At 37.1% G+C, this 25,088-nt stretch carries 26 protein-coding genes and 1 other annotated feature; of the genes, 2 read left to right on the top strand and 24 right to left on the bottom strand.

What is annotated here, in order from left to right; genetic code table 11:
- Positions 1-15 precede the first annotated feature (15 nt).
- The 21 genes from rplJ to CD118_RS04280 all read right to left on the bottom strand — a co-directional run bounded on the left by rplJ (position 16) and on the right by CD118_RS04280 (position 18,031).
- On the bottom strand, positions 16-516 hold the full coding sequence (rplJ, locus tag CD118_RS04385) for a 50S ribosomal protein L10 (RefSeq protein ID WP_016424298.1): 501 nt from the start codon (positions 514-516) through the stop codon (positions 16-18).
- Between the two features lie 49 nt (positions 517-565).
- Positions 566-705 (bottom strand) — a sequence feature (ribosomal protein L10 leader region).
- An 86-nt stretch (positions 706-791) separates the two neighbouring features.
- Positions 792-1,487, bottom strand: coding sequence for a 50S ribosomal protein L1 (gene rplA / locus CD118_RS04375; RefSeq protein ID WP_050331764.1), 696 nt, complete (start codon positions 1,485-1,487; stop codon positions 792-794).
- A 187-nt stretch (positions 1,488-1,674) separates the two neighbouring features.
- Positions 1,675-2,097, bottom strand: a complete 423-nt coding sequence (rplK, locus tag CD118_RS04370; RefSeq protein ID WP_016424296.1) for a 50S ribosomal protein L11 — start codon at positions 2,095-2,097, stop codon at positions 1,675-1,677.
- Between the two features lie 161 nt (positions 2,098-2,258).
- Positions 2,259-2,807 carry a transcription termination/antitermination protein NusG gene (nusG, locus tag CD118_RS04365; RefSeq protein WP_016424295.1) on the bottom strand — a complete coding sequence of 183 codons (549 nt, stop codon included), beginning with the start codon at positions 2,805-2,807 and terminating at the stop codon, positions 2,259-2,261.
- Positions 2,808-2,826: 19 nt separating this feature from the next.
- Complete coding sequence (secE, locus tag CD118_RS04360) at positions 2,827-3,006, bottom strand: preprotein translocase subunit SecE (RefSeq protein ID WP_016424294.1); 180 nt, start codon at positions 3,004-3,006, stop codon at positions 2,827-2,829.
- Positions 3,007-3,024: 18 nt separating this feature from the next.
- Positions 3,025-3,168 (bottom strand): 50S ribosomal protein L33, encoded by a 144-nt coding sequence (gene rpmG, locus CD118_RS04355; RefSeq protein WP_082704427.1) that lies wholly within the window; start codon positions 3,166-3,168, stop codon positions 3,025-3,027.
- A 68-nt stretch (positions 3,169-3,236) separates the two neighbouring features.
- Positions 3,237-3,773, bottom strand: coding sequence for a sigma-70 family RNA polymerase sigma factor (locus CD118_RS04350; protein WP_165546030.1), 537 nt, complete (start codon positions 3,771-3,773; stop codon positions 3,237-3,239).
- Between the two features lie 120 nt (positions 3,774-3,893).
- The gene (locus tag CD118_RS04345; RefSeq protein ID WP_050346070.1) at positions 3,894-4,418 is read right to left on the bottom strand and encodes an NYN domain-containing protein; all 525 of its coding nucleotides are present in this window, start codon (positions 4,416-4,418) and stop codon (positions 3,894-3,896) included.
- A gap of 3 nt (positions 4,419-4,421) precedes the next feature.
- Entirely contained in the window at positions 4,422-5,171 is a 750-nt protein-coding gene (rlmB, locus tag CD118_RS04340) for a 23S rRNA (guanosine(2251)-2'-O)-methyltransferase RlmB (protein WP_103356311.1), read from the bottom strand.
- A gap of 5 nt (positions 5,172-5,176) precedes the next feature.
- A complete protein-coding gene (locus tag CD118_RS04335) occupies positions 5,177-5,566 on the bottom strand; it encodes a Mini-ribonuclease 3 (protein WP_037559176.1) in 390 nt (129 codons plus the stop codon).
- 4 nt (positions 5,567-5,570) lie between these two features.
- A complete protein-coding gene (gene cysS / locus CD118_RS04330) occupies positions 5,571-6,971 on the bottom strand; it encodes a cysteine--tRNA ligase (RefSeq protein WP_060830371.1) in 1,401 nt (466 codons plus the stop codon).
- Complete coding sequence (gene cysE / locus CD118_RS04325; RefSeq protein ID WP_171839470.1) at positions 6,955-7,584, bottom strand: serine O-acetyltransferase; 630 nt, start codon at positions 7,582-7,584, stop codon at positions 6,955-6,957. The genes cysS and cysE overlap by 17 nt, the downstream gene beginning before the upstream one ends.
- A 387-nt stretch (positions 7,585-7,971) precedes the next feature.
- Positions 7,972-9,426: a glutamate--tRNA ligase gene (gene gltX, locus CD118_RS04320; protein WP_050346073.1), complete on the bottom strand. Its 1,455-nt coding sequence runs from the start codon at positions 9,424-9,426 to the stop codon at positions 7,972-7,974.
- Between the two features lie 76 nt (positions 9,427-9,502).
- The gene (gene ispF / locus CD118_RS04315) at positions 9,503-9,982 is read right to left on the bottom strand and encodes a 2-C-methyl-D-erythritol 2,4-cyclodiphosphate synthase (RefSeq protein ID WP_050346074.1); all 480 of its coding nucleotides are present in this window, start codon (positions 9,980-9,982) and stop codon (positions 9,503-9,505) included.
- Entirely contained in the window at positions 9,975-10,673 is a 699-nt protein-coding gene (ispD, locus tag CD118_RS04310; RefSeq protein WP_060830372.1) for a 2-C-methyl-D-erythritol 4-phosphate cytidylyltransferase, read from the bottom strand. Before ispD ends, ispF begins: the two co-directional genes overlap by 8 nt.
- Positions 10,674-11,735: a PIN/TRAM domain-containing protein gene (locus CD118_RS04305; protein ID WP_016424284.1), complete on the bottom strand. Its 1,062-nt coding sequence runs from the start codon at positions 11,733-11,735 to the stop codon at positions 10,674-10,676. It abuts the gene before it with no gap.
- A gap of 16 nt (positions 11,736-11,751) precedes the next feature.
- Positions 11,752-13,122, bottom strand: a complete 1,371-nt coding sequence (radA, locus tag CD118_RS04300; protein WP_060830373.1) for a DNA repair protein RadA — start codon at positions 13,120-13,122, stop codon at positions 11,752-11,754.
- A gap of 429 nt (positions 13,123-13,551) precedes the next feature.
- Positions 13,552-16,014 carry an ATP-dependent Clp protease ATP-binding subunit gene (locus CD118_RS04295; protein ID WP_060830374.1) on the bottom strand — a complete coding sequence of 821 codons (2,463 nt, stop codon included), beginning with the start codon at positions 16,012-16,014 and terminating at the stop codon, positions 13,552-13,554.
- Positions 16,015-16,031: 17 nt separating this feature from the next.
- Entirely contained in the window at positions 16,032-17,036 is a 1,005-nt protein-coding gene (locus CD118_RS04290) for a protein arginine kinase (protein WP_050346077.1), read from the bottom strand.
- On the bottom strand, positions 17,026-17,556 hold the full coding sequence (locus CD118_RS04285; protein ID WP_050346078.1) for a UvrB/UvrC motif-containing protein: 531 nt from the start codon (positions 17,554-17,556) through the stop codon (positions 17,026-17,028). Before CD118_RS04285 ends, CD118_RS04290 begins: the two co-directional genes overlap by 11 nt.
- Positions 17,557-17,569: 13 nt before the next feature.
- The gene (locus CD118_RS04280) at positions 17,570-18,031 is read right to left on the bottom strand and encodes a CtsR family transcriptional regulator (RefSeq protein WP_016424279.1); all 462 of its coding nucleotides are present in this window, start codon (positions 18,029-18,031) and stop codon (positions 17,570-17,572) included.
- A gap of 164 nt (positions 18,032-18,195) precedes the next feature.
- On the opposite strand from CD118_RS04280, the gene CD118_RS04275 reads away from it, so the two are divergent.
- Positions 18,196-19,401 (top strand): NupC/NupG family nucleoside CNT transporter, encoded by a 1,206-nt coding sequence (locus CD118_RS04275; protein ID WP_050331776.1) that lies wholly within the window; start codon positions 18,196-18,198, stop codon positions 19,399-19,401.
- A 173-nt stretch (positions 19,402-19,574) separates the two neighbouring features.
- On the opposite strand, the gene pdxT is transcribed toward CD118_RS04275, so the two are convergent.
- Both pdxT and pdxS read right to left on the bottom strand, forming a co-directional pair.
- Positions 19,575-20,159: a pyridoxal 5'-phosphate synthase glutaminase subunit PdxT gene (pdxT, locus tag CD118_RS04270; protein WP_060830375.1), complete on the bottom strand. Its 585-nt coding sequence runs from the start codon at positions 20,157-20,159 to the stop codon at positions 19,575-19,577.
- A gap of 1 nt (position 20,160) precedes the next feature.
- The gene (pdxS, locus tag CD118_RS04265; RefSeq protein ID WP_016424274.1) at positions 20,161-21,048 is read right to left on the bottom strand and encodes a pyridoxal 5'-phosphate synthase lyase subunit PdxS; all 888 of its coding nucleotides are present in this window, start codon (positions 21,046-21,048) and stop codon (positions 20,161-20,163) included.
- A gap of 108 nt (positions 21,049-21,156) precedes the next feature.
- Here pdxS and pdxR point away from each other — a divergent pair, with 108 nt between their 5' ends.
- Entirely contained in the window at positions 21,157-22,557 is a 1,401-nt protein-coding gene (pdxR, locus tag CD118_RS04260) for a MocR-like pyridoxine biosynthesis transcription factor PdxR (RefSeq protein ID WP_060830376.1), read from the top strand.
- Between the two features lie 169 nt (positions 22,558-22,726).
- Here the strand turns inward: pdxR and CD118_RS04255 are convergent, their stop codons facing one another.
- Positions 22,727-24,655, bottom strand: a complete 1,929-nt coding sequence (locus CD118_RS04255; protein WP_082704428.1) for an FUSC family protein — start codon at positions 24,653-24,655, stop codon at positions 22,727-22,729.
- Positions 24,656-25,088: the final 433 nt, after the last annotated feature.

The following is a 25,088-nucleotide window of genomic DNA, read 5'->3' as shown; positions in this document are numbered from 1 at the left end:
GTTTTAATTTATCGTTTATTCTGCGTTTTCTTCTTTGTTTTCTCCAACAGCTTTAACTGCATAAGCAAAGTTGCGCATTGGCGCTTGTAATACAGAAAGAAGCATTGATACAAGACCTTCGTGTGATGGTAATGAACCAACTGTTTTCACTTCATCAGCAGTAATGATACTACCTTCCATGATACCCGTCTTGATTTCTAAAGCTTCGTGTTCTTTAGCGAATCCAGCGATGACTTTAGCTGGGGCTACAACGTCTTCAGTAGTAAATGCTACTGCTGTAGGTCCAGTTAAGAACTCGTCTAAACCTTCAATACCAGCTTGTTCTGCTGCACGACGTAACATAGTGTTTTTGTATACTTTGTACTGAACACCAGCTTCACGTAATTGTTTACGTAATTCTGTTACTTCTGCTACTGTTAAACCACGGTAGTCAACAACTACTGTAGAAACAGAACTTTTAAGTTGATCAGTAATGACGTCAACTTGTTGTTTTTTCGCTTCAATGATTCCAGACATTTTGACACCTCCATCGATAAGTTTTAGGTGCTTTTTATAGTTAAGTCCAAGACTTAAATAAAAAGCACTTTTTACCCACGGCAAAAAGTGCTTGAAAGTTCATACGTTCAAGTCCATTTTAGCCTCGGTAGGATGATTTTTAAGTTCAGTTAGAACTCCTACTGTCTTAGGTAAAATATTCAACAAAAATTAATATAACGGCTTTTGTGTAATAAGTCAACCATTATTTTCTATTTATCAAGCCACTTAATGATTTTATCATTAAGTGATTCGTTTTAAAGTTTGAAACTTGCAGTATCGACTTTGATACCAGGGCCCATTGTAGTTGTTACTGCAACAGACTTAAAGTAAGTACCTTTAGCTGAAGATGGTTTAGCTTTTGTTAACACATCTTGTAAAGTTTTGAAGTTTTCAACTAATTTTTCTGTATCGAATGAAACTTTACCGATTGAAGCGTGTACGATACCCGCTTTTTCTGCACGGTATTCAACTTTACCCGCTTTGATTTCTTCAACAGCTTTTTTAACGTCCATTGTTACTGTACCAGTTTTAGGGTTTGGCATTAAACCTTTAGGTCCTAATACACGACCTAATTTACCAACTTCACCCATCATATCTGGTGTTGCAACAACAACATCAAAATCAAACCAACCTTGTTGGATTTTGTTTACATATTCTGCATCTCCAACATAGTCAGCACCTGCTGCTTCTGCTTCAGCGATTTTGTCGCCTTTAGCAAAAACTAATACACGTTGAGATTTACCAGTACCGTGTGGTAATACAACTGCACCACGGATTTGTTGGTCATTTTTACGTGTATCAATACCTAAACGGAAAGCCACTTCAACTGAAGCATCGAAGTTAGCAATAGATGTTTCTTTAGCTAAGCTGATTGCTTCTTCTACTGTATAGAATGCTTGGCGATCAACTTTGTTTAAAGCTTCTTGATACTTTTTACCTTTTTTAGCCATTTTTTGTCCTCCTTTAGTGGTTTTATCGGAATGTCCTCCCACATTTACTTGCTTCAAGCAAGTTGAGCGCAGATAGTCCCTAGCACAAATCTGTGCGAATCACAATGAATACTTTCTTGTTCATAGGCTACCTGCGTTCTTACGAAAATTTATCTTCTCATTGTCTTATTTGTTAATCAGTTGGTGATTACTCAACAATAATACCCATACTACGTGCAGTACCTTCAACGATACGCATAGCTGCTTCTTCGTCTGCAGCATTTAAGTCAGGCATTTTAGTGTTAGCAATTTCACGTACTTGATCTTTTGTTACTGTAGCAACTTTAGTTTTGTTTGGTTCACCAGAACCTTTTTCAATACCAGCTGCTTTTTTAAGTAATACAGCTGCAGGTGGTGTTTTAGTAATAAATGTAAATGAACGATCTTCATAAACATAAATTTCAACCGGAATAATTAAACCTGCTTGTTCTTGTGTACGTGCGTTAAATTCCTTTGTGAAAGCCATAATGTTCACACCGGCTTGACCTAATGCAGGACCAACTGGTGGTGCTGGGTTTGCTTTACCTGCTGGAATTTGTAACTTAACTACTTTTTCTACTTTTTTAGCCACGATGTGCACCTCCTTGATATCGTGATGTGGTCACAGGGCTCAATTTTGCCCTCCCACTCTTAACATTTCGTGACGAAATGTAGCGCTATGAATGCGCGACTTCGTAATTGTAACATTTTCATACGCTGAATACAACTCATTTTTTATAACTTTTTACACGTTTAGAGTTTTTCTATTTGATCAAATTCAACTTCAACTGGTGTTTCGCGTCCAAACATATCGACTAATACAGTCAACTTAAATTTATCCGCTTCAATTTCACTGATTTCGCCCACTTGATTTGCAAACGGCCCAGAAGTAATACGGACTTGTTCACCTAAATCCACTTCAACATCGATTGTCTTTTCTTTCATGCCCATTTGCTTAAGAATAAAACGTGCTTCATCTGGTAATAATGGGTTAGGCTTTGAACCTGCCCCAGCTGATCCTACAAATCCAGTTACACCTGGTGTATTTCTAACAACGTACCATGATTCATCAGTCATCACTAGCTCAACTAATACGTAACCAGGAAATGTTTTCTTCATTTGCTTTTTAGCTTTTCCATCTTTAACTTGTGTCTCTTCTTCTTCAGGAATCACAACTCTAAAGATTTGTTCTGTCATGTTCATTGACTCAACACGTTTTTCTAAATTCTTTTTCACTTTATTTTCATAACCAGAGTAGGTATGTACTGCATACCAACGTTTTGCCCCTAACTCTTCAGACATGCTGACAACTCCTCATTCACTATTTTATCATTTTAATTAATTGACCAATTCCAATATCTAAACCGTAGAAGAATAACAAAAAGAATAGCACTGTCATGACTACGATTGTTGTGTATTTTACAAGTTCTGGTCCAGTTGGCCAGCTTGTTTTTTCCATTTCGGATTTAACGCCTCGGAAAAAGCTTTCTTTTTTTGGCATAACGAAAATCCCTCCTATTTACTTAGATTCCTTATGAAATGTATGTGTATTACATTTTGCACAGAATTTTTTTAATACGAGCCGGTCAATTTTATTGATCGTTTTCGGTACATGGTAGTTACGGTTTCCACATTCCTCGCAATTTAATGGCACTTTTTTCAACTTATTTCACCTTGCTTCTATAATACCAGTTTACTATACATAAGTTTATGTTCAATTGTCAAACCACACTATTCGTCCAAAAGTACTTTCAATTTCTTACGGATTCGATAGATGGCATTATATATTTTTTTATCTTCAGCCTTTAATGCCAATGCAATTTCTGACGGTTTCCATTCCTCAATCAGATATTTCAACACTTGCATTTCAAAATGACTTAATCCACGATCCGCTAATTTTAATACTTCATGACAAAATTGTTGTGATGTACACCCACTTTGATATTGTTGTACTAACATAACTTGGTATTGCGTCGTATAACGTTCAATATAGTTGTCGAATAGCCGTTCATGCGTCATCTTTTTACGGCGATAGTCTATTTTACGTAAATAAATTGCACGATGAATATAATGTTCGAAAGGGACATCGTAATAAAAATTCTCGCTTTGTATCTTTTTAAAAATAGCTAGCAACACTTCTTGGATAAGATCTTCGCAATCTGCCGGCATGATACTGAAGTCACTAAAACTTTTTCGTGCATATTGCTCAATGTAAGTGATTAATTGTACGATTGCTTCTGGTTGCCGAGCCTTTACTTGTGCAACCATTACTGAAAAAGCATCATCTAATTCATATTGATATTGATAAAGCATATGCGTTCTTCCTCGCCTTCGAAAAATATGCTTTATCATACCTATTCATAACAGCTTCAGACAACTTGCAAAATCTTATTCTTCGGACTCGCCTCGCCTTAATTTCTCAAATTCAGACAATACTTCTTCAGATAAGTGAATCCGTGTTCTCGGCTTCTGCTCATGAAAATGATGCATCGACTTTGTGACGGTCTCTTTATTTTCTTTTAAATGTCGCCACATTTCTCTTGAAGATAAACGATAAGCACCTGTACCAAAAATAGCATGTTGTTCACTCATATCACTTGTTACAACTGTGATATGCGTTGTATGTTTGTTGTAAATATTGTAAACATAACGCTCAATAAAACTATCTGCCGTTTCATTTTCTTTCGTAAAAATAACATGCACACCATGATAGACAGATTCTGACTGAGGCGTGCCTTGTTCATATGCATCAAAAACACAGACGATTTTCCCTTTTACGACCGCATTATAGTTTGCGATTTCAATCAGTAGTTGCTCTCTTGCTTCTTCTAAGTTTTCTTTAGCTACTCGACTTAATTCTGGAGACTGGCCTATCATGTTGTACCCGTCAATGATTACATAATAGTCTTTCATCTTTTAATCTTCACCGCCAATGGGCCGCCGTTTTCTAAACACTTCATACATCATTAAACTTGCTGCAACAGAAGCATTCAAACTATTCACATGGCCAACCATAGGAATTTTAATATAAAAATCACACTTTTCTTTCACACGACGGCTCATTCCTTGACCTTCACTTCCGATAACAATAGCTAACGGAACGTCCACTTGCATTTGTCTATAATCTGTCGCATGATTTGCTTCTGTGCCCGCTATCCAATAGCCTTTATCTTTCAATTCATCCATCGTTTGAGATAGATTCGTGACTCTAATAACCGGGACATGTTGAATCGCTCCAGTAGACGCTTTAGCTACTGTTTGTGTCAATGCAACAGAGCGTCTTTTCGGAATAATAATCCCATCCACACCAGTTGCATCTGCTGTTCTCAATATCGACCCTAAATTATGCGGATCTTCTAAGCCATCTAAGATCAATACTGTAGAAAGTGTCTCTTTTTCAGCTTGTTGCTTTAAGAAATGATCCAATGTCTCATATTCGTAAGGGGCAACATAAGCTGCTACGCCTTGATGAGGTGCGTTCGCAATTTGGTCTAATTTTGATTTTGGAACGATTTGTACAACAAGTTTTGCCGATTTTGCAGCTTTTAAAATATCTTCAATCTGTTGCTTTTTAATGCCTTCTTGAATTAGTATTTTATTAATGGTATGTCCTGTTGTCACAGCTTCTCTTACTGCATGACGGCCAACAATGATTTCTGAATCCATTTCATTCAACGCCTTTCTTCTACATATTCAACTATTGTCGTTAATAATGCTTCCAGTCTCGCATTTTGTTGATCTAAATATAAATAGCCAATCAGTGCTTCTAAGCCAGAACTTTTTCGATAGGTTTGAATATCTGTGTTTTTCGCTTTTGTATAACTTTTAGCATTACGTCCACGTCGAATGATATCTCGTTCTTCTTCTGTAAACCAATTGTTTTCAATTAAAGCTTCAAGTGTTGCAGCCTGACTTTTAGCTGAGACAAATCTTTTCGCTTCTTGATGCAAGCGGTTCGGTTTGCTCTGTAATTTGAGAATGATATATGTACGGACGTGCTGATCTAAAACAGCATCGCCCACATATGCTAAAGAGAGTGGATTTAATAATTTTTTGTTGATGTCATTAGCCACGTTTAAATCTCACGCCCTGTGGTGTATCTTCAAGAATAATATTTTGTGCTTTTAGTTGATCACGAATTTCGTCTGCACGTGCAAAATCTTTAGCTTTTCTAGCTTCATTTCGCTCTTCAATTAATTTTTCAATCTCTTCATCAAGCAGTTGCTCATCTTTTTGAGAAGTGAGTGGAATACCCAGTACCTCACTAAAAATTTGGAAGACTTCTTTAAAACGTTGAATCACTTGTGTCGACGTATTATCTTCTAACATGTATTTATTTGTAAGCTTAACTAAATCATACCACGCTGTAATGGCATTCGCTGTATTAAAATCATCGTCCATCACTTTTTCAAATTGCTCAAGTACTTGTTCAATTTGTTCTAAATAATTCGTATCGTCTACAAGATCTGTAGCAACCGCTTCTCGTTCAATAAGGGCTTGATAACTGTTACGAATACGCTCAAGACCACTACGTGCCGCTTCTACACGCTCGATGTTATAGTTAATTGGACTTCTATAATGTACGCTGATCATAAAGAAACGCAATACATCTGGATCGACCTCTTTAATAATATCGTGAACTAAAATAAAGTTACCTAATGATTTACTCATTTTTTCGTTGTCGATATTAATAAAGCCGTTATGCATCCAATAGTTTGCAAATGGTGCATGATTATGCGCTTCTGATTGTGCAATTTCATTTTCATGATGAGGGAATTGTAAATCACTGCCACCAGCGTGGATATCAATCGTTGCGCCTAGTTTTTCATAGGCCATAACTGAGCATTCGATATGCCAACCCGGACGTCCTGTACCAAACGGACTTTCCCAACTGATTTCACCCGGTTTTGCTTTTTTCCACAAAGTGAAGTCTAAAGCTTCTTCTTTTTGTTCACCTTGTTCAATCCGAGCACCAATTTTCAAATCATCGATAGATTGATGACTTAACTTTCCATAACCATCAAATTTGCGCGTTCTGAAGTATACATCTCCGCCACTTTCGTAAGCATAGCCTTCATCTATTAAATTTTGAATAAATTGGATAATATCATCCATATGCTCCATAACGCGTGGGTTGCATGTTGCGGGCTTGACATTTAATGCGCCCGTATCTTCGTGGAATGCTTTTATATAACGATCTGCAATTTCAGGTACTGTTTCCCCGAGTTCTTGAGAGCGTTTAATAAGTTTGTCATCGACATCTGTGAAATTTGATACATAATTCACTTCATAACCTTTATATTCGAAATAGCGTCTGACAACATCATAATTAATAGCTGGACGTGCATTTCCAATATGAATGTAATTGTAAACAGTCGGTCCGCAAACGTACATTTTGACTTTCCCAGGTTCAATCGGTTTAAAAGTTTCTTTCTGACGCGTTAGTGTATTATATAATGTAATCATCTTTAATCTCTCCATTTTTAGTTTGTTCAAGTTGTCGCTCAAGCTGCTTGAGTTGTTCATAAATAGGGTCAGGCAAATTGAGATGATCAAACGTTTTACCGGTGCGAATGCCGTCTTGTTTTACCACACGACCAGGAATGCCTACAACAGTTGTATAACTAGGCACATTTCTTAATACAACAGAGTTGGCACCGATGTTGACATTCGAGTCTACTTTAATATTTCCTAATACTTTAGCCCCTGCTGCAATCAAGACATTGTCTCCGATATCAGGGTGTCTTTTACCTTTTTCTTTCCCAGTCCCTCCTAAAGTCACACCTTGGTAAATCGTTACGTTATCACCTATTGTACATGTCTCTCCGATAACGACACCCATGCCATGATCGATAAAAAGACGACGTCCAATTTTAGCGCCTGGATGGATTTCTATACCTGTAAAAAAGCGAGAAACTTGAGATATGACACGCGCTAATGTGAAGCGTTTTTTATTATATAAACGATGTGCAATAAGATGACTCCACACGGCATGCAAGCCCGCGTATGTTGTAATCACTTCAAAAGTTGAACGCGCTGCTGGGTCTTGTTCAAAGACCATTTTCACATCATCCATCATTCGTTTGATCACTGTATTCCCTCCTAAAATGGTTATTCTTATTCCTTAGTATAAAAAACACCTCTGACATAAATTATGTCAGAGGTGCTTAAGCACGGTTCCACTCTCAATTAGTATATCGACGAGAATCATTCAATTCTCTTTGACCTACTCACTCATTAATTATTTAATTCTTCTTAATAAAGGTGCATTCAACAAATTTTGTGATGTACTTGCAGCAACCGTACACTCTCTAAAACACGCAATTTGCCTACTAATCCTTTATTCAAATCAAAATCCACCTTTATGGTAGTGGATTTTGAACGTGATATCAAGTTATAAATTTGGAAACGGCTTGAAAACAATCTAAATCGCTCTTTAAGCCTCATTTTATAATTAAGCCAGTCATTACAATAATTGATTAATTCGACGAAGTACTTTTGTTTTGCCAAGCACTTCCATTGTATTCGGCAATTCTGGTCCATGCATTTGTCCAGTTACCGCAACACGAATTGGCATGAAGAGTTGTTTACCTTTAATGCCAGTTTCTTTTTGGACTTCTTTAATTTTCTTTTTAATTTCAGCGGCTTCAAATGGCTCTAACGCTTCTAATTTACCATATAGTGCATGCATTAATTCAGGAACTTGTTCACCATTCAACACTTCTTGTGAAGCTTCGTCTAATTCTTTTTCGTCTCGGAAAAATAGCTCTGATAAAGGTACGATTTCTCCAGCATAGCTCATTTGTTCTTGATAAAGTGCCACGAGCTTACGTCCCCAGTCTAATTCAGCTTCTGATGGTGATTCAGGTATCAAACCAGCTTTAATCATATGCGGTAATGTCATTTCAAAAACTGTTTCCGAATCTTTTTCTTTCATGTATTGGTTGTTAATCCAAGCCAATTTTTGTTTATCGAAAAATGCAGGTGATTTTGATAGACGCTTTTCAGTAAAGATATCGATCAATTGTTCTTTAGAAAAGATTTCTTCTTCACCTTCAGGAGACCATCCTAATAATGCGATAAAGTTGAATAATGCTTCTGGTAAATAACCTAATTCTTTATATTGCTCAATAAACTGTAAAATTTGACCGTCACGTTTGCTTAACTTTTTGCGTTGCTCATTCACGATTAATGTCATATGTGCAAAACGAGGCGGTTCCCAACCAAATGTTTCATAAATCATTAATTGTTTCGGTGTGTTAGAAATATGGTCATCGCCACGAATCACATCTGTAATTTCCATATAGTGATCATCTACAGCAACTGCAAAGTTGTATGTTGGAATACCATCTTTTTTCACAATTACCCAGTCGCCGAAGTTATCAGATTCAAAAGAAACTGTCCCTTTCACCATGTCATCGAACTGATATGTTTTATTTTGTGGTACACGTAAACGAATAGCAGGCTTACGTCCCTCTGCTTCAAATTGCTGTCTTTCTTCTTCTGTTAGATGGGCATGTTTACCACCATAACGTGGCATCTCACCGCGTTCGATTTGTGCTTGACGCTCTGCTTCTAATTCTTCTTCCGTCATGTAACATTTGTACGCTTTGTCTTCAGCTAACAATTGATCCACAAGAGGTTGATAAATGTGACCACGTTCAGATTGACGATATGGACCATAACCTTTATCTTGATCCACAGATTCATCCCAATCTAAACCTAACCATTTTAAATTTTCAAATTGTGAAGCTTCACCATCGGCAAGGTTACGCTTAGTATCCGTGTCTTCAATACGAATCACAAAATCTCCATCATAGTGTTTCGCGAATAAATAGTTAAATAATGCAGTACGTGCGTTACCGATATGCAAATAACCTGTTGGGCTTGGTGCATATCTGACTCTTACTCGGTTACTCATTTCGTTCACTCCTGTTTTGTTCTTCAATTTTTTAATTATAACATGTCATAGGATATTGTGTATATGTTACTTTCAACTATGCTTGCGTTGTTAAGGATACGATTGCTTGTGCTGCGATACCTTCTTGACGACCTGTAAAACCTAACTTTTCACTTGTCGTTGCTTTTACATTGACTTGTTGTATTGCGACTTCAAACAAATCAGCAATGACAGCACGCATTTCATCAATATAAGGGCGGAATTTAGGGCGCTCAGCAATGATGGTTGCGTCAATATTATTAATAATATAGCCTTCATCTTTAACTTGTTCATATGCAGCGACTAACAACTTTTTAGAATCTGCATCTTTGAACTGTGGGTCTGTGTCAGGGAATAATTTTCCAATATCTCCTAGTGCACATGCACCTAACATAGCGTCAGTGATAGCATGAAGTAAAACATCGGCATCGCTGTGGCCTTTTAACCCGTGTGTATGCGGAACTTCAATTCCACCGATAATTAATGGGCGCGTTTCGTCAAAAGCATGAACGTCATAACCTAATCCAACTCTATACATGATTTTCTTTTCTCCTTTTATCAAATATTGCTTGCGCATATGTAAGGTCTTCTTCCGTCGTTACTTTAATATTATCATAGTCACCTTCAACCATATAAATCGGCTGACCAGAAGCTTCTAAAAGCGAGGCGTCATCAGTGCCATTGATTTTTTTAGCCGCCGCATCATCATAGGCTGTTTTTAAATGCTGAAATTTAGAACCCTGTGGTGTTTGAACTTGCCATAAAGCGGAACGGTCTAAAGTTTGTGACACAAACTGATTTTGAACCAATTTAATCGTGTCTTTCGCTTTAACACCTACAATAGCCGCGCCATATGCTTCGATTGCTAAAGTAACCTCTTTAATGGTTTGGTGTGTAATAAAAGGTCTCGCGCCATCATGGACGAGTACAACTTCATCTTTAGCCACATTCATATGTTGGATAACTTTATGAATGCTTTCTTGGCGTTCTTTCCCGCCTTCAATTAAGCCTTTAATTTTATTATAAGGCGCTAAAATATTTTGTAATCGCTCACGGTCTCTTGGATGGATGGCTAAATAAATGCTTTCACATTGATCATCTTTTTGAAATACGTCTATCGTATGTTCTAAAATTGTACGACCTGCAACACGAATCAATAATTTATTATAAGCACGTCCCATTCGATTTCCAGTACCTGCTGCCGGTATGATCACATGATAATTTGTCATTTATTCCTCCACCTTTTTTGCAAATATGATGCGCCCAGAAGCTGTCTGTAACATACTAATCACTTCCAAAGGAATCGTTTGATTAATATATTGCTTCGCATCGTCGACCACGACCATCGTTCCGTCATCAAAATAACCTACACCTTGACCCGGTTCTTTACCTACTTTAGTTATCATAAGGTCAAATCGGTCTCCTTGATGCACTTCTGGACGAATTGCGTCTGATAAATCATTAACATTCAACACTTTAATGCCTTGAATACTACAAACTTTGTTTAAATTATAATCCGTTGTAATCACGTGAGCACGATAATGTTGCGCCAATCTTACGAGTAAATCATCAATATCATGATGACTTCGCTGTGGATGAACAATACGTGTCGGATGTTTTGACATATGAATCGCATTAAGAATCTCTAAGCCACGACGCCCTTTGTCACGTTTAATACTATCATTAGCATCAGCCACAACTTGCAACTCGTTAATCACACCTTGCGGAATTAAAATCTCACCATCTATAAAGCCCGCTTCCATAATTTTTAATATTCTACCGTCTATAATTGCGCTCGTATCAATAATTTTCGGTACAGCGTTACGCGCGCTAATTGCCATCGAACGTGCCATGTTTTCCGGTAAAAACAGCAACATTTCATCTCGTTTTTTAAGACCGAATTGGAAACCTAAATAACTTAAAATTAAAGTTAAAATAATCGGGATAATACGATTAATAAAGTCTGTCCCAATAAATTCTAAAATAAAAGAAATCATAACAGAAATGAGCAAGCCCATAAACAGACCAATTGTCGCAAATATAATTTCAATCGCACTGTATCCTAACACAAATTGCTCTAAGTCTTTAATAGCATATGCAATACGTGGAATAAACCAACCAAATAATAAAAACATCAAAACTGTACCCATAAACGCTGCAAAATAGCTATTTTCTATCATCGGTGGATGACTGACTTCAAAGTCTACAACAATCTCAGGAATCAATACAATGCCTAAGACACTCCCGATAACAATGTACGATAGGATAACGAGCAGTTTGACAAAATCCATTTTTCCTCCCTCCTTTCTATTTTTTTATGGCATATTTTAATGCTTCATTTACAGTAGAAACACCAATCACTTCAATACCTTGCGGGAATTGCCATCCCCCTATATTTGTTTTAGGTAAGATCACACGTTTAAAACCGAGTTTTGCCGCTTCTTGTACCCGTTGTTCGATACGGGAAACGCGTCGTACTTCCCCTGTTAATCCAACTTCTCCAATAAAACAATCTAATCCATCGACAGCTTGGTCTTTAAAACTTGATGCTGTTGCGATAATAATACTTAAGTCCACTGCTGGCTCAGACAACTTCACGCCTCCTGCTACTTTAATATAGGCGTCTTGTTGTTGTAATAAATAGCCTTCTTTTTTCTCTAACACTGCCATTAATAAACTCAAGCGATTGTGATCTATGCCTGTAGCCATTCGTCTAGGATTATTAAATGTCGTCGGCGTAACGAGTGATTGTACTTCAATAAGTAATGGACGTGTCCCTTCCATCGTCGCAACGATCGTTGAGCCAGGTACATTGGTAGAACGCTCTTCTAAAAACATCTCTGATGGGTTCAATACACTTTTCAATCCGGATTGTTTCATTTCGAATATGCCCATTTCATTCGTAGAACCAAAACGGTTTTTAACAGCTCTTAAAATACGATAAGCATGATGTTCATCGCCTTCGAAATACAACACCGTATCCACCATGTGTTCTAACAAACGCGGTCCAGCAATTTGGCCTTCTTTTGTCACATGTCCTACAATGAAAGTAGCAATATTCATTTGTTTTGCAATATGCATTAAGCTTTGTGTACTTTCACGAACTTGTGACACGGATCCTGGAGCCGAACTAATCTCTGGATGATAAATCGTTTGAATTGAGTCCACTACAATAAGCTCCGGTTCAATTTTCTTCACTGCTTCATGAATCACTTCTAAGTCGGTCTCAGCAAAAACATTCAATTGACTCGCATCTTCGTCAAGTCGATCCGCCCTTAACTTTGTTTGATTAAGTGACTCCTCACCTGTAATATATAATACATTTTTACTTTGGGACAGTGCTGCACACATTTGTAATAACAGCGTTGATTTCCCTATACCTGGGTCACCACCAATGAGAACAAGCGATCCTTCTACGATACCTCCACCGAGTACACGGTTAAACTCATCACTATTTGTTAGGATACGCGGTGCTTGTTCTTGTTTAATTTCATTTAGTTTTTGAATTTTGGAAGTACTCGTTTTTTGAGATCTGACCCCATGTTTAGGGCTCGCTACTTTTTGTTCTATCGACTCTTCCATTGTATTCCATGCACCACAATTTGGGCATTTGCCCATCCATTTTGGAGATTGATAACCACAAGCTGTACATTCAAATATCACTTTCTTTTTCGCCACAAGGCCACCCCCATCTCTTCGGATAACATATCTATTTTATACTTGTTAAAGATTTAAGACAAATTTTGCGTAATGCTGGTTGTACTTCACACTACAACCTATGAAATAAAGCGCAATCATTCAATGTTCATCGCAATTAACACCGTATCCATTGTCGATTTTAATACATATCTAAACTTTACTTGTGTGCCTGTTGCAAGCATTCGGATACTGGACAACTTGAACAAAAACAAAGCTACTTAACAAAAGGATAACAATGCTAATGATTTTCTATTTTATATCTATCACTCTAATAAATACAACATAAAAGGAGACGATCTCTTATTTATCATAAGATTTAATCGTCTCCTTAAAAGCATGTGACTCAAAAGCAAATGGTTATGCACTCTTTTTAATCACTTTAAATACGTCAGTTCTTTTCAGACATTTTTACGATGATGCTTCAGATGTTGTTGCTTGATCTGATTCTCGTTCAGAAATGTCGTATTGGAAAGATTCACCGTCAAAGTCAACAGTAACGTTTTTACCTTCTAATTCTTTACCTTCTAAGATTAACTCACTTAAGTTATCTTCAACTGTTTTTTGAATTGCACGAATTAATGGACGTGCACCATATTCTGGATCATAACCTTCAGCGGCAATTTTATTTTTCGCTGCATCTGTAACACTCACATGAATGTTTTGTTCAGATAAGCGATCTGTTAATTTACCTACCATCATTGTTACGATTTCTTTCAATTCTTCTTTATTAAGTTTGTGGAATACAATGATGTCGTCAACACGGTTTAAGAACTCTGGACGGAACGCATTTTTCAATTCTTTCATCATTGTTTTTCGAATTGTTTCGTAGTCATTACCTTCTGAATTGCCACCAAAGCCTGCAAATCGTTGGTCTTGCAATTCTTGTGCACCGACGTTAGAAGTCATAATAATGACTGTATTTCTGAAATCTACTCGGCGACCTTTCGTATCAGTCAAGTGACCATCGTCTAACACTTGTAATAAGATGTTAAATACATCTGGGTGCGCTTTTTCAATTTCATCAAATAAAATAACTGAGTATGGTTTACGACGTACTTTTTCAGTTAATTGACCTCCGTCATCGTGACCTACATATCCAGGAGGGGCACCAACCAAACGACTCACTGCATGTTTTTCCATAAACTCACTCATGTCAACGCGAATCATCGCATCTTCTTCACCAAACATAGATTGCGCTAATGCACGCGCAAGTTCTGTTTTACCTACACCTGTTGGTCCTAGGAAAATAAAGCTACCAATTGGACGTTTAGGATCTTTTAAGCCTGCACGCGCACGACGAACTGCTTTAGAAATAGCAGCAACTGCATCATCTTGACCAATTACACGTTGGTGTAATGTTTCTTCCAAGTTGAGTAATCGATCTGATTCTGTTTCGTTCAAACGTGTTAGTGGAATACCTGTCCAACCCGCAATAACTTCTGCAATATCTTCAGGGACAAGTGTTGTGTGTTGGCCACCTTGGTTATTTTTCCATTCATTTTTAGCTTCTTCGTACTGCGTTTCTAATTTTGTTTGCTTATCTCTTAGATTTGCAGCATTTTCGAATTCTTGTGCGTGGACTGCAGCATCTTTTTCTTTTTTCACTTGTTCAATTTGTACTTCAATCTCTTTTAAGCTTGTTGGTGTTGTATGGCTTTTTAAGCGTACTTTTGAACTAGCTTCATCAATTAAATCAATCGCTTTATCTGGTAAGAAACGATCTTGTACATAACGATTACTTAATTTTGCAGCAGCTTCAATCGCTTCGTCGGAAATGTTAATTCTGTGGTGTGCTTCATAACGATCACGTAAGCCTTTTAAAATTTCAATTGTATCCGTAACACTTGGTTCATCTACTTGTACTGGTTGGAAACGTCGTTCAAGTGCAGCATCTTTTTCGATGTGTTTACGGTACTCATCTAATGTTGTGGCACCAATACATTGTAGTTCACCACGTGCAAGGGCAGGTTTTAAAATATTTGAGGCGTCAATTGCACCTTCTGCACCACCCGCACCAATGAGTGTATGCAATTCGTCAATGAATAAAATGACATTGCCTGCTTGGTGAATTTCTTCCATTACTTTCTTAAGACGTTCTTCAAACTCACCACGGTATTTTGTACCTGCGACAACAGTTCCCATATCTAAAGACATGACACGTTTATCTTTTAATGTTTCTGGGACTTCATTGTTGACGATTGCTTGAGCAAGACCTTCCGCAATAGCAGTTTTACCTACCCCAGGTTCACCGATAAGAACAGGATTGTTTTTTGTACGTCGACTTAACACTTCAATCACACGTGTAATTTCAGCATTTCGGCCTACCACTGGATCTAACGTACCGTCTTTAGCAATAACTGTTAAATCTCTTGCTAATCCATCTAAAGTTGGTGTGTTGTTTGATTTAGCTGCTTGTGCACCTTTATTAGACATTTCTGGGCTACCTAACGCTTTAACAACTTGTGCACGTGCTTTAGTAATATTTAAATCTAAGTTTGCAAATACACGTGCAGCTACACCTTCGTTTTCACGGATTAAGCCAAGTAAAATGTGCTCTGTTCCTACAAAGTTGTGCTGTAATTTACGTGCTTCATCCATTGAAAGTTCAATGACCTTTTTAGCGCGTGGTGTATAGTGTAACGCGCCCATTTGTTCTTGACCATGTCCAATCAATTTTTCTACTTCTGCAACAACTTTATCTTCTGTAATATCAAAACTTTCTAATACTTTTGCCGCAATACCTTCTGGTTCTTTCATTAAACCTAGTAGTAAATGCTCTGTTCCAATATTAGAGTGATTTAAGCGAATTGCCTCTTCTTGTGCATGTGCTAAAACACGCTGCGCACGTTCTGTTAATCTTCCAAATAACATATGCCAACCTCCTAGTTTTATATATGCGTTCTTAAAATTTCTGCTCTTTTGGCTTCAATGGATTGTTCTTCTGCATCATCAATTAAAAATGGCGATTGAATCGCAATCATTAATTCATTAAATCGAAAGTCTTCCATTTCTAAAATGCCCAAATCAACACCTAATTTAATATCACTTAAACGATATGACGCTTCCTCTACCGAAATTAAACGACTATATTTTAATATACCCAATGAACGATAGATTCTATCAAGTGTCTCAGTATGATTGTGTTGATTTAAACGATCTCGTAATGCGAGTTCTTCATTAATAATTTGATGAACTAATTCTGTTAATGCATCAATAATTTCTTGTTCACTTTTACCAAGTGTTAATTGATTTGAAACTTGATAAACATGTCCATAAACTTGCGAACCTTCACCGTAAATGCCTCTAATCGTAAAACCAAATCGGTTAATCGTTTGTGCAATACGATTCATTCGCTTCATAATAGACAACCCTGGCAAGTGCAACATCACACTTGCACGCATACCTGTGCCAACATTCGTCGGACAAGTTGTCAAATAACCCAATTGTTCATCATAACTGATATCGAGTGAAGCATCTAAGACGTCATCTATTTTAGAAGCTTTTTGATAAAGCGTATCTAATGATAAATCGTTGCCCATTGCTTGAATACGTATATGGTCCTCTTCATTTACCATTACACTAATAGATTCATCTTCGTTCAACAATACAGCAGATGCGGGTTGCTTTGTCAGCTCTGGGCTAATTAAATGCTTAGCCACTAACTTATATTTACTTTGTTGATCTAATTCATCTAATCTTAAAACTTTCATATCCTTTAAAACATCTTGAACTTCATTAATCACACGATGTCCTTCCTCTTCAGACGGGAACATCAAAGGATGTACATGATTTTCAAGATTACGCGCTAACCGAATACGTGAAGACATAATCACAGGTTGTGATTGAACTTCTTGCATCCAATCACTCATGTGCTGATCAAGATTATTCGTCATCAGATTTGGACACCTCACTTTGTTGTTGGAGTGCTTGAATTTCATCTCGTACAATCGCCGCTTCTTCAAAAGCTTGTTTTGAAACAAGTGATTCAAGATGTGCACGTTTTTCTTCAAGTTGTTTTTTCAATGCCCGTTTTTGTTGCGACGACTGTGGACATTTTCCAGAATGTTCAATATGACCACCTTGGACACGTCTCACAATGTCATAAACATCTTCTTTGAAAGTTTGATAACAATCATGACAGCCGAACTTGCCGACATGCGCAATATCTTTTAATGTCATTTGACAAGTTGGACAGCGCTTTTCTTCTCGATAAACCACTTGATCGACACTCAAGCCGTGTTTAGCTGCCAAATGTTGTAAAATTTGTTTGATGACAAAAGTCCCTTCAACATCCTCTGCTTCTTGCCAATCATCGTCAGACTGTCCATAGATAGGTTGCTGTGACAATTTGACTTGCTGACGGTAAGGGCTTGTCGCTTGATGTCGTTCAAGTTTGTATTTATCGGTATTCATAGCACATCATCCTTTAATAATAGTTAATAACCGGTAGTAGGCGTTTCAAAATATTTGCCCGGATAATATCTCTTGCGGCCACATCCATTTTCAATGTTTCCCTATCTACAATCGCTGCAATCATTTTGGCTTCTCTTTCAGTAATCAAGTTGTTTTCCAACAAACCATCTATGATATAAAGCGCTTGTTGCTGAGAAATGGCAGGTCCAATTAATTCCATCAGACGTTTAATATAATTCCCTTGATCTTTTGTTTCAACTTTTGTGATTCGAATATACCCGCCGCCACCACGTTTACTTTCTATTTCATAACCATGTTCATTCGTGAATCGTGTTTTGATGACATAATTCAACTGAGATGGTACGCAATCAAAACGCTGTGCAATGTTTGCGCGTTGAATTTCAACAACGTCATCTTGTGCTTCTTCAAATAACTTTTTAATGTACTGTTCTATGATGTCAGACATATTGTGCATCGTATCACCTCTTTTGACCATCTTTGACTATATTATAGAACCCACTTTGACCTTTTTCAACCAATTTGATTTTAAATTTATAAAATTGCTATGTTACTGCTTACATTTTTGGTGTATGATAGTTCTAGTGAAATTTAATTTTGAAAAGCAGAGGTGGAACTCACATGCATATTTTAATTGGGGTTGTTGGGATTGTTGTATTTTTAGCCCTAGCTTTTTTAGCAAGTTCTGATAAAAAGCACGTTCGTTGGCAATATATTGGCATCATGCTTGTTATCCAACTTGTTTTAGCATTTTTCTTACTTAAAACAAATATTGGGATTCAAATTGTCGGCGGTATTGCTACTGGTTTTGGTTATTTATTAAAACAAGCTGCAGTCGGTGTCGATTTTGTATTTGGTGGTTTAGCCAACAAAGGCGCATCGCCTTTCTTCTTTAATGTATTACTGCCAATTATTTTTATTTCCGCGTTGATTGGTATTTTGCAATACACAAAAATCTTACCATTAATTATTAACGTTCTTGGATTTTTAATTTCTAAAATTAACGGTATGGGTCGTTTAGAATCATATAATGCGGTAGCTTCTGCTATTTTAGGACAATCCGAAGTGTTCATTTCATTAAAAAAACAACTTCCTTATATTCCTAAACATCGCTTATATACATTAACCGCTTCAGCAATGTCTACAGTATCAGCATCAATTGTCGGTGCCTACTTTACACTTGTTGAACCTAAATATGTTGTAACCGCAGTGGTATTAAACTTATTCGGTGGTTTCATTATTGCCTCTATTATTAATCCATATAAAGTCAACGAAGAAGACGACAAATTATTGATTGAAGAAGAGAAAAAGCAACAATCTTTCTTTGAAATGTTGGGCGAATATATCTTAGATGGATTTAAAGTTGCTGTTATTGTAGGTGCGATGTTAATCGGTTATATCGCTTTAATCTCATTACTCAATGGTATCGTAGGCGGTATTATCAGTTTAGTTTCTGGTGGTCAATTGGATTGGAATTTCCAAACATTGATTGGTTTCATTTTCGCACCATTAGCATTTTTAACAGGTATTCCTTGGCATGATGCAGTTCATGCAGGTTCAATTATGGCTACAAAGCTTCTATCTAATGAATTTGTAGCAATGACTGAATTAGGAAAAGCAAATGGGCTTTCACCTCGTACACTAGGTGTTGTCTCTGTATTCTTAGTATCTTTTGCGAATTTCAGTTCGATCGGTATTATTTCCGGAGCCATTAAATCTTTAAATGATGAAAAAGGAGACATGGTTGCACGCTTTGGACTTAAATTATTATTTGGTGCTACATTAGTATCATTTGTGTCTGCAACAATCGCAGGTTTCTTCTTATAATTGAAATCGAATTTTTTATAAAAAGAAGCGCTAAGATGATTTTCTATTAATAAATCATCTTAGCGCTATTTATTTTGGGATTGATTTCCAGCTCAATCGCTTTGATATTTGATGTCCTTATCATCCTAGATTATCACTTGATGCATAACCATGAGATTGGATAAAGACAACTATCATTCAGCTGCGGTTCTTTGCGATGTGCTGTTCGGGATAACCTGTTCTATAAAATACTGTGTCATACTGTAATCATCTGTTAATTCTGGATGAAATGAGATTCCTAAGTATTGATTTTGACGAACTGCGATAATCTTATCTTCAACTCGACCTAAAATCTCTACATGTGGCGCTGCAGATTGGATATGAGGTGCTCTAATAAAGACACCCTCTACAGGTTGATTTATCCCTTTAATTTGAAGCTCTGATTCAAAACTGTCAACTTGACGACCAAATGAATTGCGTTCTACAGTAATATCCAATTTTTGTAAATAGCCTTCTTCGTCAACGATATCTTGCGCAAGCACAATCAAGCCTGCACAAGTGCCAAACATTGGCAATTGTGATTCGCGTAATGCTTCTTTAAAACCATAAAGTCCCATTAAGCGACGTAACGTTGTTGACTCACCACCAGGGATAATTAACCCTTCTATTTCTTCTAATTGTGCTACTTTTTTAATTGGCACGCCTTCATGCCCCGTAGCTTCAATATGTCGAATGTGCTCACGAACAGCACCTTGTAATGCAAGTACTCCGATTTTCATTTTACCAACCACGCTCTTGCATACGTTCTTCTAATGAAAGTTGATTAATATCTAATCCTTTCATTGCAGTACCTAATTTTTTAGCTAACTCGCCAATGAGTTTGTAGTCTTGATAATGTGTTGTCGCTTGTACAATAGCTTTAGCAAAAGTTTCTGGATCTTCTGATTTAAAGATACCTGAACCAACGAATACACCATCTGCACCTAATTCCATCATTAATGCGGCGTCTTGAGGTGTTGCGACACCACCAGCTGCAAAGTTTACAACCGGTAAGCGACCATGTGCTTTAATATCTTTTAAGATTTCATAAGGTGCACCTAAGTTTTTCGCTTCAGTCATTAATTCGTCATCACTCATCACTGTGATACGCGCCACTTCTTGATTAACTTGGCGCATATGACGTACCGCTTCAACGATATTTCCTGTACCTGGTTCGCCTTTAGTTCGAAGCATCGCAGCACCTTCGCCAATACGACGTGCAGCTTCTCCTAAGTTTCGGCATCCACATACAAATGGTACGGTATAATCACTTTTCTTTAAGTGGAAGACTTCATCAGCAGGTGTTAATACTTCTGATTCATCAATGTAGTCCACACCCATTGCTTCTAAAACCCTTGCTTCTGTAATATGGCCAATACGACATTTAGCCATGACTGGAATAGATACCGCATTCATTACTTCTTCTACTATAGAAGGATTACAAGCACGTGCCACACCACCAGCAGCACGAATATCTGATGGTACACGCTCAAGTGCCATGACTGCAACAGCACCAGCTTCTTCCGCAATTTTTGCTTGTTCAGCGTTAACCACGTCCATGATAACGCCACCTTTTTGCATTTCTGCCATACCGCGTTTAACACGCTCTGATCCGATTAATTTTGACATAGGTGATTGTCCTCCTTTTCATACGTTCACAAGTAGATTATACTAATAACTGAACTGGTTAAAGTGTCAGAATAACAAAAAATAAGCGGGTCAGATTGGAGTAATATGATGGAAATGTTAATGTTCGATATCCAGCAGTCACAAAATTTACCTATCTACATTCAACTATATGAAAATATTAAAAAAAGTATAATTAATGGGAGTATGCAAGAGGGTGAAAAATTGCCTTCAAAAAGACAACTCAGTCAGTACTTATCTATAAGCCAAACGACTGTTGAGAATGCGTATGCACAACTTATAGATGAGGGCTATATTTATAGCAAACCTAAATCTGGGTTTTATATTAGTGCGATTGAGACGCTCCCCTTTATTAACGAAAACCCTGCACCATCGCCACAACGTTCCTTAACATCAGAACATAACCCTCAATATGCATTCAAATTAGGGATGGTGGATCAAACTCATTTTCCTTTTGAGCAATTTCGTAAATATGCGAAAGAAGCATTTGAGGAACCTCAATATCCGCTAGTTGAGATAGGTCATAGACAAGGTGACTATGCATTAAGACAACAAATTAGTCAGTATTTATTTCATAGCCGCGGGGTACAAGCGACACCCGAACAAGTGATTGTCGCTTCTTCAACCGAACAATTGTTGTCTATCATTACAGATCTATTACCATCCCATAGCCAATTCATGTTAGAAGACCCTATTTATCCTCAAGTCCATCAATTACTAAAGCGAAAGCATATTCGTTTTCGCTTTATTCCAGTAGAAAAAGATGGTATTGCAATTGAATCAATAAACCAAACTGAACATAACATCGTATACATTACACCGAGTCATCAATTTCCGAGTGGGGTAACGATGCGTTTGAATAAACGGATGCAACTTCTAAAATGGGCACATCAAAGCAAAGATCGATTTATTATTGAAGATGACTACGATTCAGAATTTCGATATGAAGGTAAGCCCATTCCCGCACTTCAAGGTCTCGATCAATCAGGACGTGTCATTTATGTGAGTACTTTCTCAAAATCTATTTCACCATCCATTCGTATCGCCTACGCAGTTTTACCTGAAGCATTACTTCAACGTTATCATGCACTTCAAAATCTTGAAGGAGGGACTGTTCCGAGACATACACAATTTATGGTCACACGTTTTATGCAGACCAATCAATTTGAGCGTCATTTAAATCGGATGCGAAAAATTTACAGACAAAAGCGAGATAAAGTTTTAAGCACTTTAAAACAGTACCCCGAATTATTCACTATCAACGGTGAAAAAACAGGTATGCATTTTATTATTAGCATCCAAAATGGTTGGGATGAAGCAACATGTATCCGTCAGCTTAAAGCAAATGATATCGATATCCATCCCCTTTCTGATTATTCATTCGACAAAGTAAAAGGGCCCCCTCGTTTTGTATTGGGATTTGGTGGGATTCCTATGGATAAAATTGAAGCACACACACAACAACTCATTGCTAGTTTTAATGCAGACTAAGACAGAACTCAATGCTATCAATCACTGACAGATCTCTGATAATCAAATCAATGTAAGATAGGCCTCTATTGGCAAAAGGCTTTCAGTAAATCATCATAAAAAGGGATTACGTACACTAAATTGATTTTAGACACGCAATCCCTTTTTTCTATATGACTAAATAAATAGACTAATCTTTTAATAAATTTGGATTTCTATGATTTTGATAATCGTAAAGTTCAATATTTTGTAACTGCATCAATGAGCGACGTAACTGCGTATAGTACTCTAATTTAGGTAGATCTATCAATTGAGTTTGGTATCGCCCTTGCTCAAATAATTTAGCAACATTTTCAAAAGCAACTAAATACTGTCCCATAGCTTCGTTATTCAAGTATTTAGGCTTATCATCATATAAGGCTTGAATTAACTTAAAACTCATCTGTTCAAGTATAAACATTGCTGGATATAAATACTGTGTCCGCTTTCGATTAGATAGCAACTCGCCATAAGCAAAACGATACATGGTTTCCATATTATCGATATTAAGTTTTAGCCGTAGCCTTTCACGATAACGATTGTATGATGTCTCTTCACTTTTACTAGAAAATATAGTGTGAAACATTTGTGCTTCAATACGAGTCACATCGGCAATAATTTCGGGCAAGCGTTTGGAAGCAAGACGTCTTCCGATAATCATCACACCTATCACAGCGATTAAAATCCCTACTGTTGTATCTAATAATCTCGGCACCGCAATCATAATCGTTAAGTTACCTTGAGCAAGGCCACTCAGTAAAATCACTTGAACTGTAATCGCAAACATCGCTAGCGCATAATTCGCACCAATCAACATCTCAGTTAACGCACCACTTAAACAGAGTAAAATGACTGCAATGATAAGGGGCGGATGAAACATTAAAATCATGACTGCAATCCCTACACCTACAATCGTTCCAAACCAACGTGCACCTGCGCGCTCAACACTGGCAATCGTCGTACCACCAAGTAAAACCGTATGGGCACTTAATGGAATCCAGTACGCCCTTTCAAAGTCAAAAATTAAAGCAATCAAAATGGCAATGCCTATAATGACTGAATATTTTACTGTAGAGATAAAATTCATTGACTCTGGCGTTAAATTATAACGTAATCTTTTCCAATACTGAGGCGATTGGATAGTCTCATTTTTAGAAATTGTAGCATCGGGGGCAGTTAAAATTTCATCAACTTTAAAAATCAATTCCACTAAATTTTCATACTCTGGTGAGACATCCACATGTTTTTTCCAAGTGTGATGGCTATGTGACGGAGCTAAAATTTGGTTCATCACAAACGACACCATATCAGATATAATTTCAGGAATAGGTCGATGCCCCTTCGCATTGAGCTCTAATAACTCTGAGTAAATCCCTTCAGCAGCATGATGTAATAACGTCAAACGTTGAGAATCAATGGACTTGTTCTTTAGAAGTGAGCGCGATGTTTGAAGTATTTCAGAAGTAGAAATTAAAGTACGAACGACTGTCTTCGTTAAGTCATTAAACTTTACTTGATCATTGAAGTGGTCAATGAGCGACTGGATTTGCTTAAACTCTTGAGCAACTGCATCATACTCCGGCTGTTCTTTTCTCAGCTTAATCTCAATGTAAACAAACAAGACAGCCATTAAACCCCCTACTCCTACCATAGTACCTCGAAACGCAAAAGCTTGTGGGTCATGAGGCATCACGCTTGATAAGCTATATGCAATAATAAAGAACGTAGATGAAGGACCGGGAATGTTAAGAGTACTGAAAATATAGTATGGCACTACCGCCACAATTAAAAGACAAATTCCAAATAATAAAGGCGTGCCTGAAGTTAATGTCCCTAACATCATTGCCACCGTCAGGCCTAAAGCCGAAAAAGTAACCGCCCGTAATCGGGAATTAAATGTCCCCTTAAAGACATAGATATTGGCAAACGTTCCAATTGTCGCAAGGAGTGTCGCTGAAAAGTTATTAAAAATCATCCCAAAACATAGTGGTAAAAACATTAACAGTCCTTGACGAAACGCCCGTTGAAAATCAATTTTATGACGATCTATATAGGTCACATTTTTTAAATAGTTCATCATCGAGGTGATCCCCTCCCTTATATTTACCGTCTTACCTCTATTATATAAAAGAAAAATCGTCGAGCATACTTTGCTTATTTGATATTTAAGACGGTACAATCCAATCACTTTCAAATACTTTCTAATGATTTTCCTAAAGTATTACAACTTCTACGATTGATGATCACGTCCCATATTGTAACATGACAGATTCCATGTTGGTGTCATCATTATCATTTTTATGGTAAACGCTGCAATATATGTAGAATCATTGTAGTAAGAAACTAATTGTTTTTATACTCGAAATAAAAAATAACGGTTAGTGACTATTTCACCAACCGTTAAAAATATACAACCCGTTAAAAATATATAACCATATAAAAATACATCCCAAAAGGTGAGAAATCATCTTTTGGGATGTATGCGGCTCATCGCATCCAATTATGCGTTAATT

Origin of the sequence: Staphylococcus coagulans (assembly GCF_002901995.1) — a bacterium.
Lineage (GTDB): Bacteria > Bacillota > Bacilli > Staphylococcales > Staphylococcaceae > Staphylococcus > Staphylococcus coagulans.
This window is presented reverse-complemented; position numbering and strand designations above follow the sequence as displayed.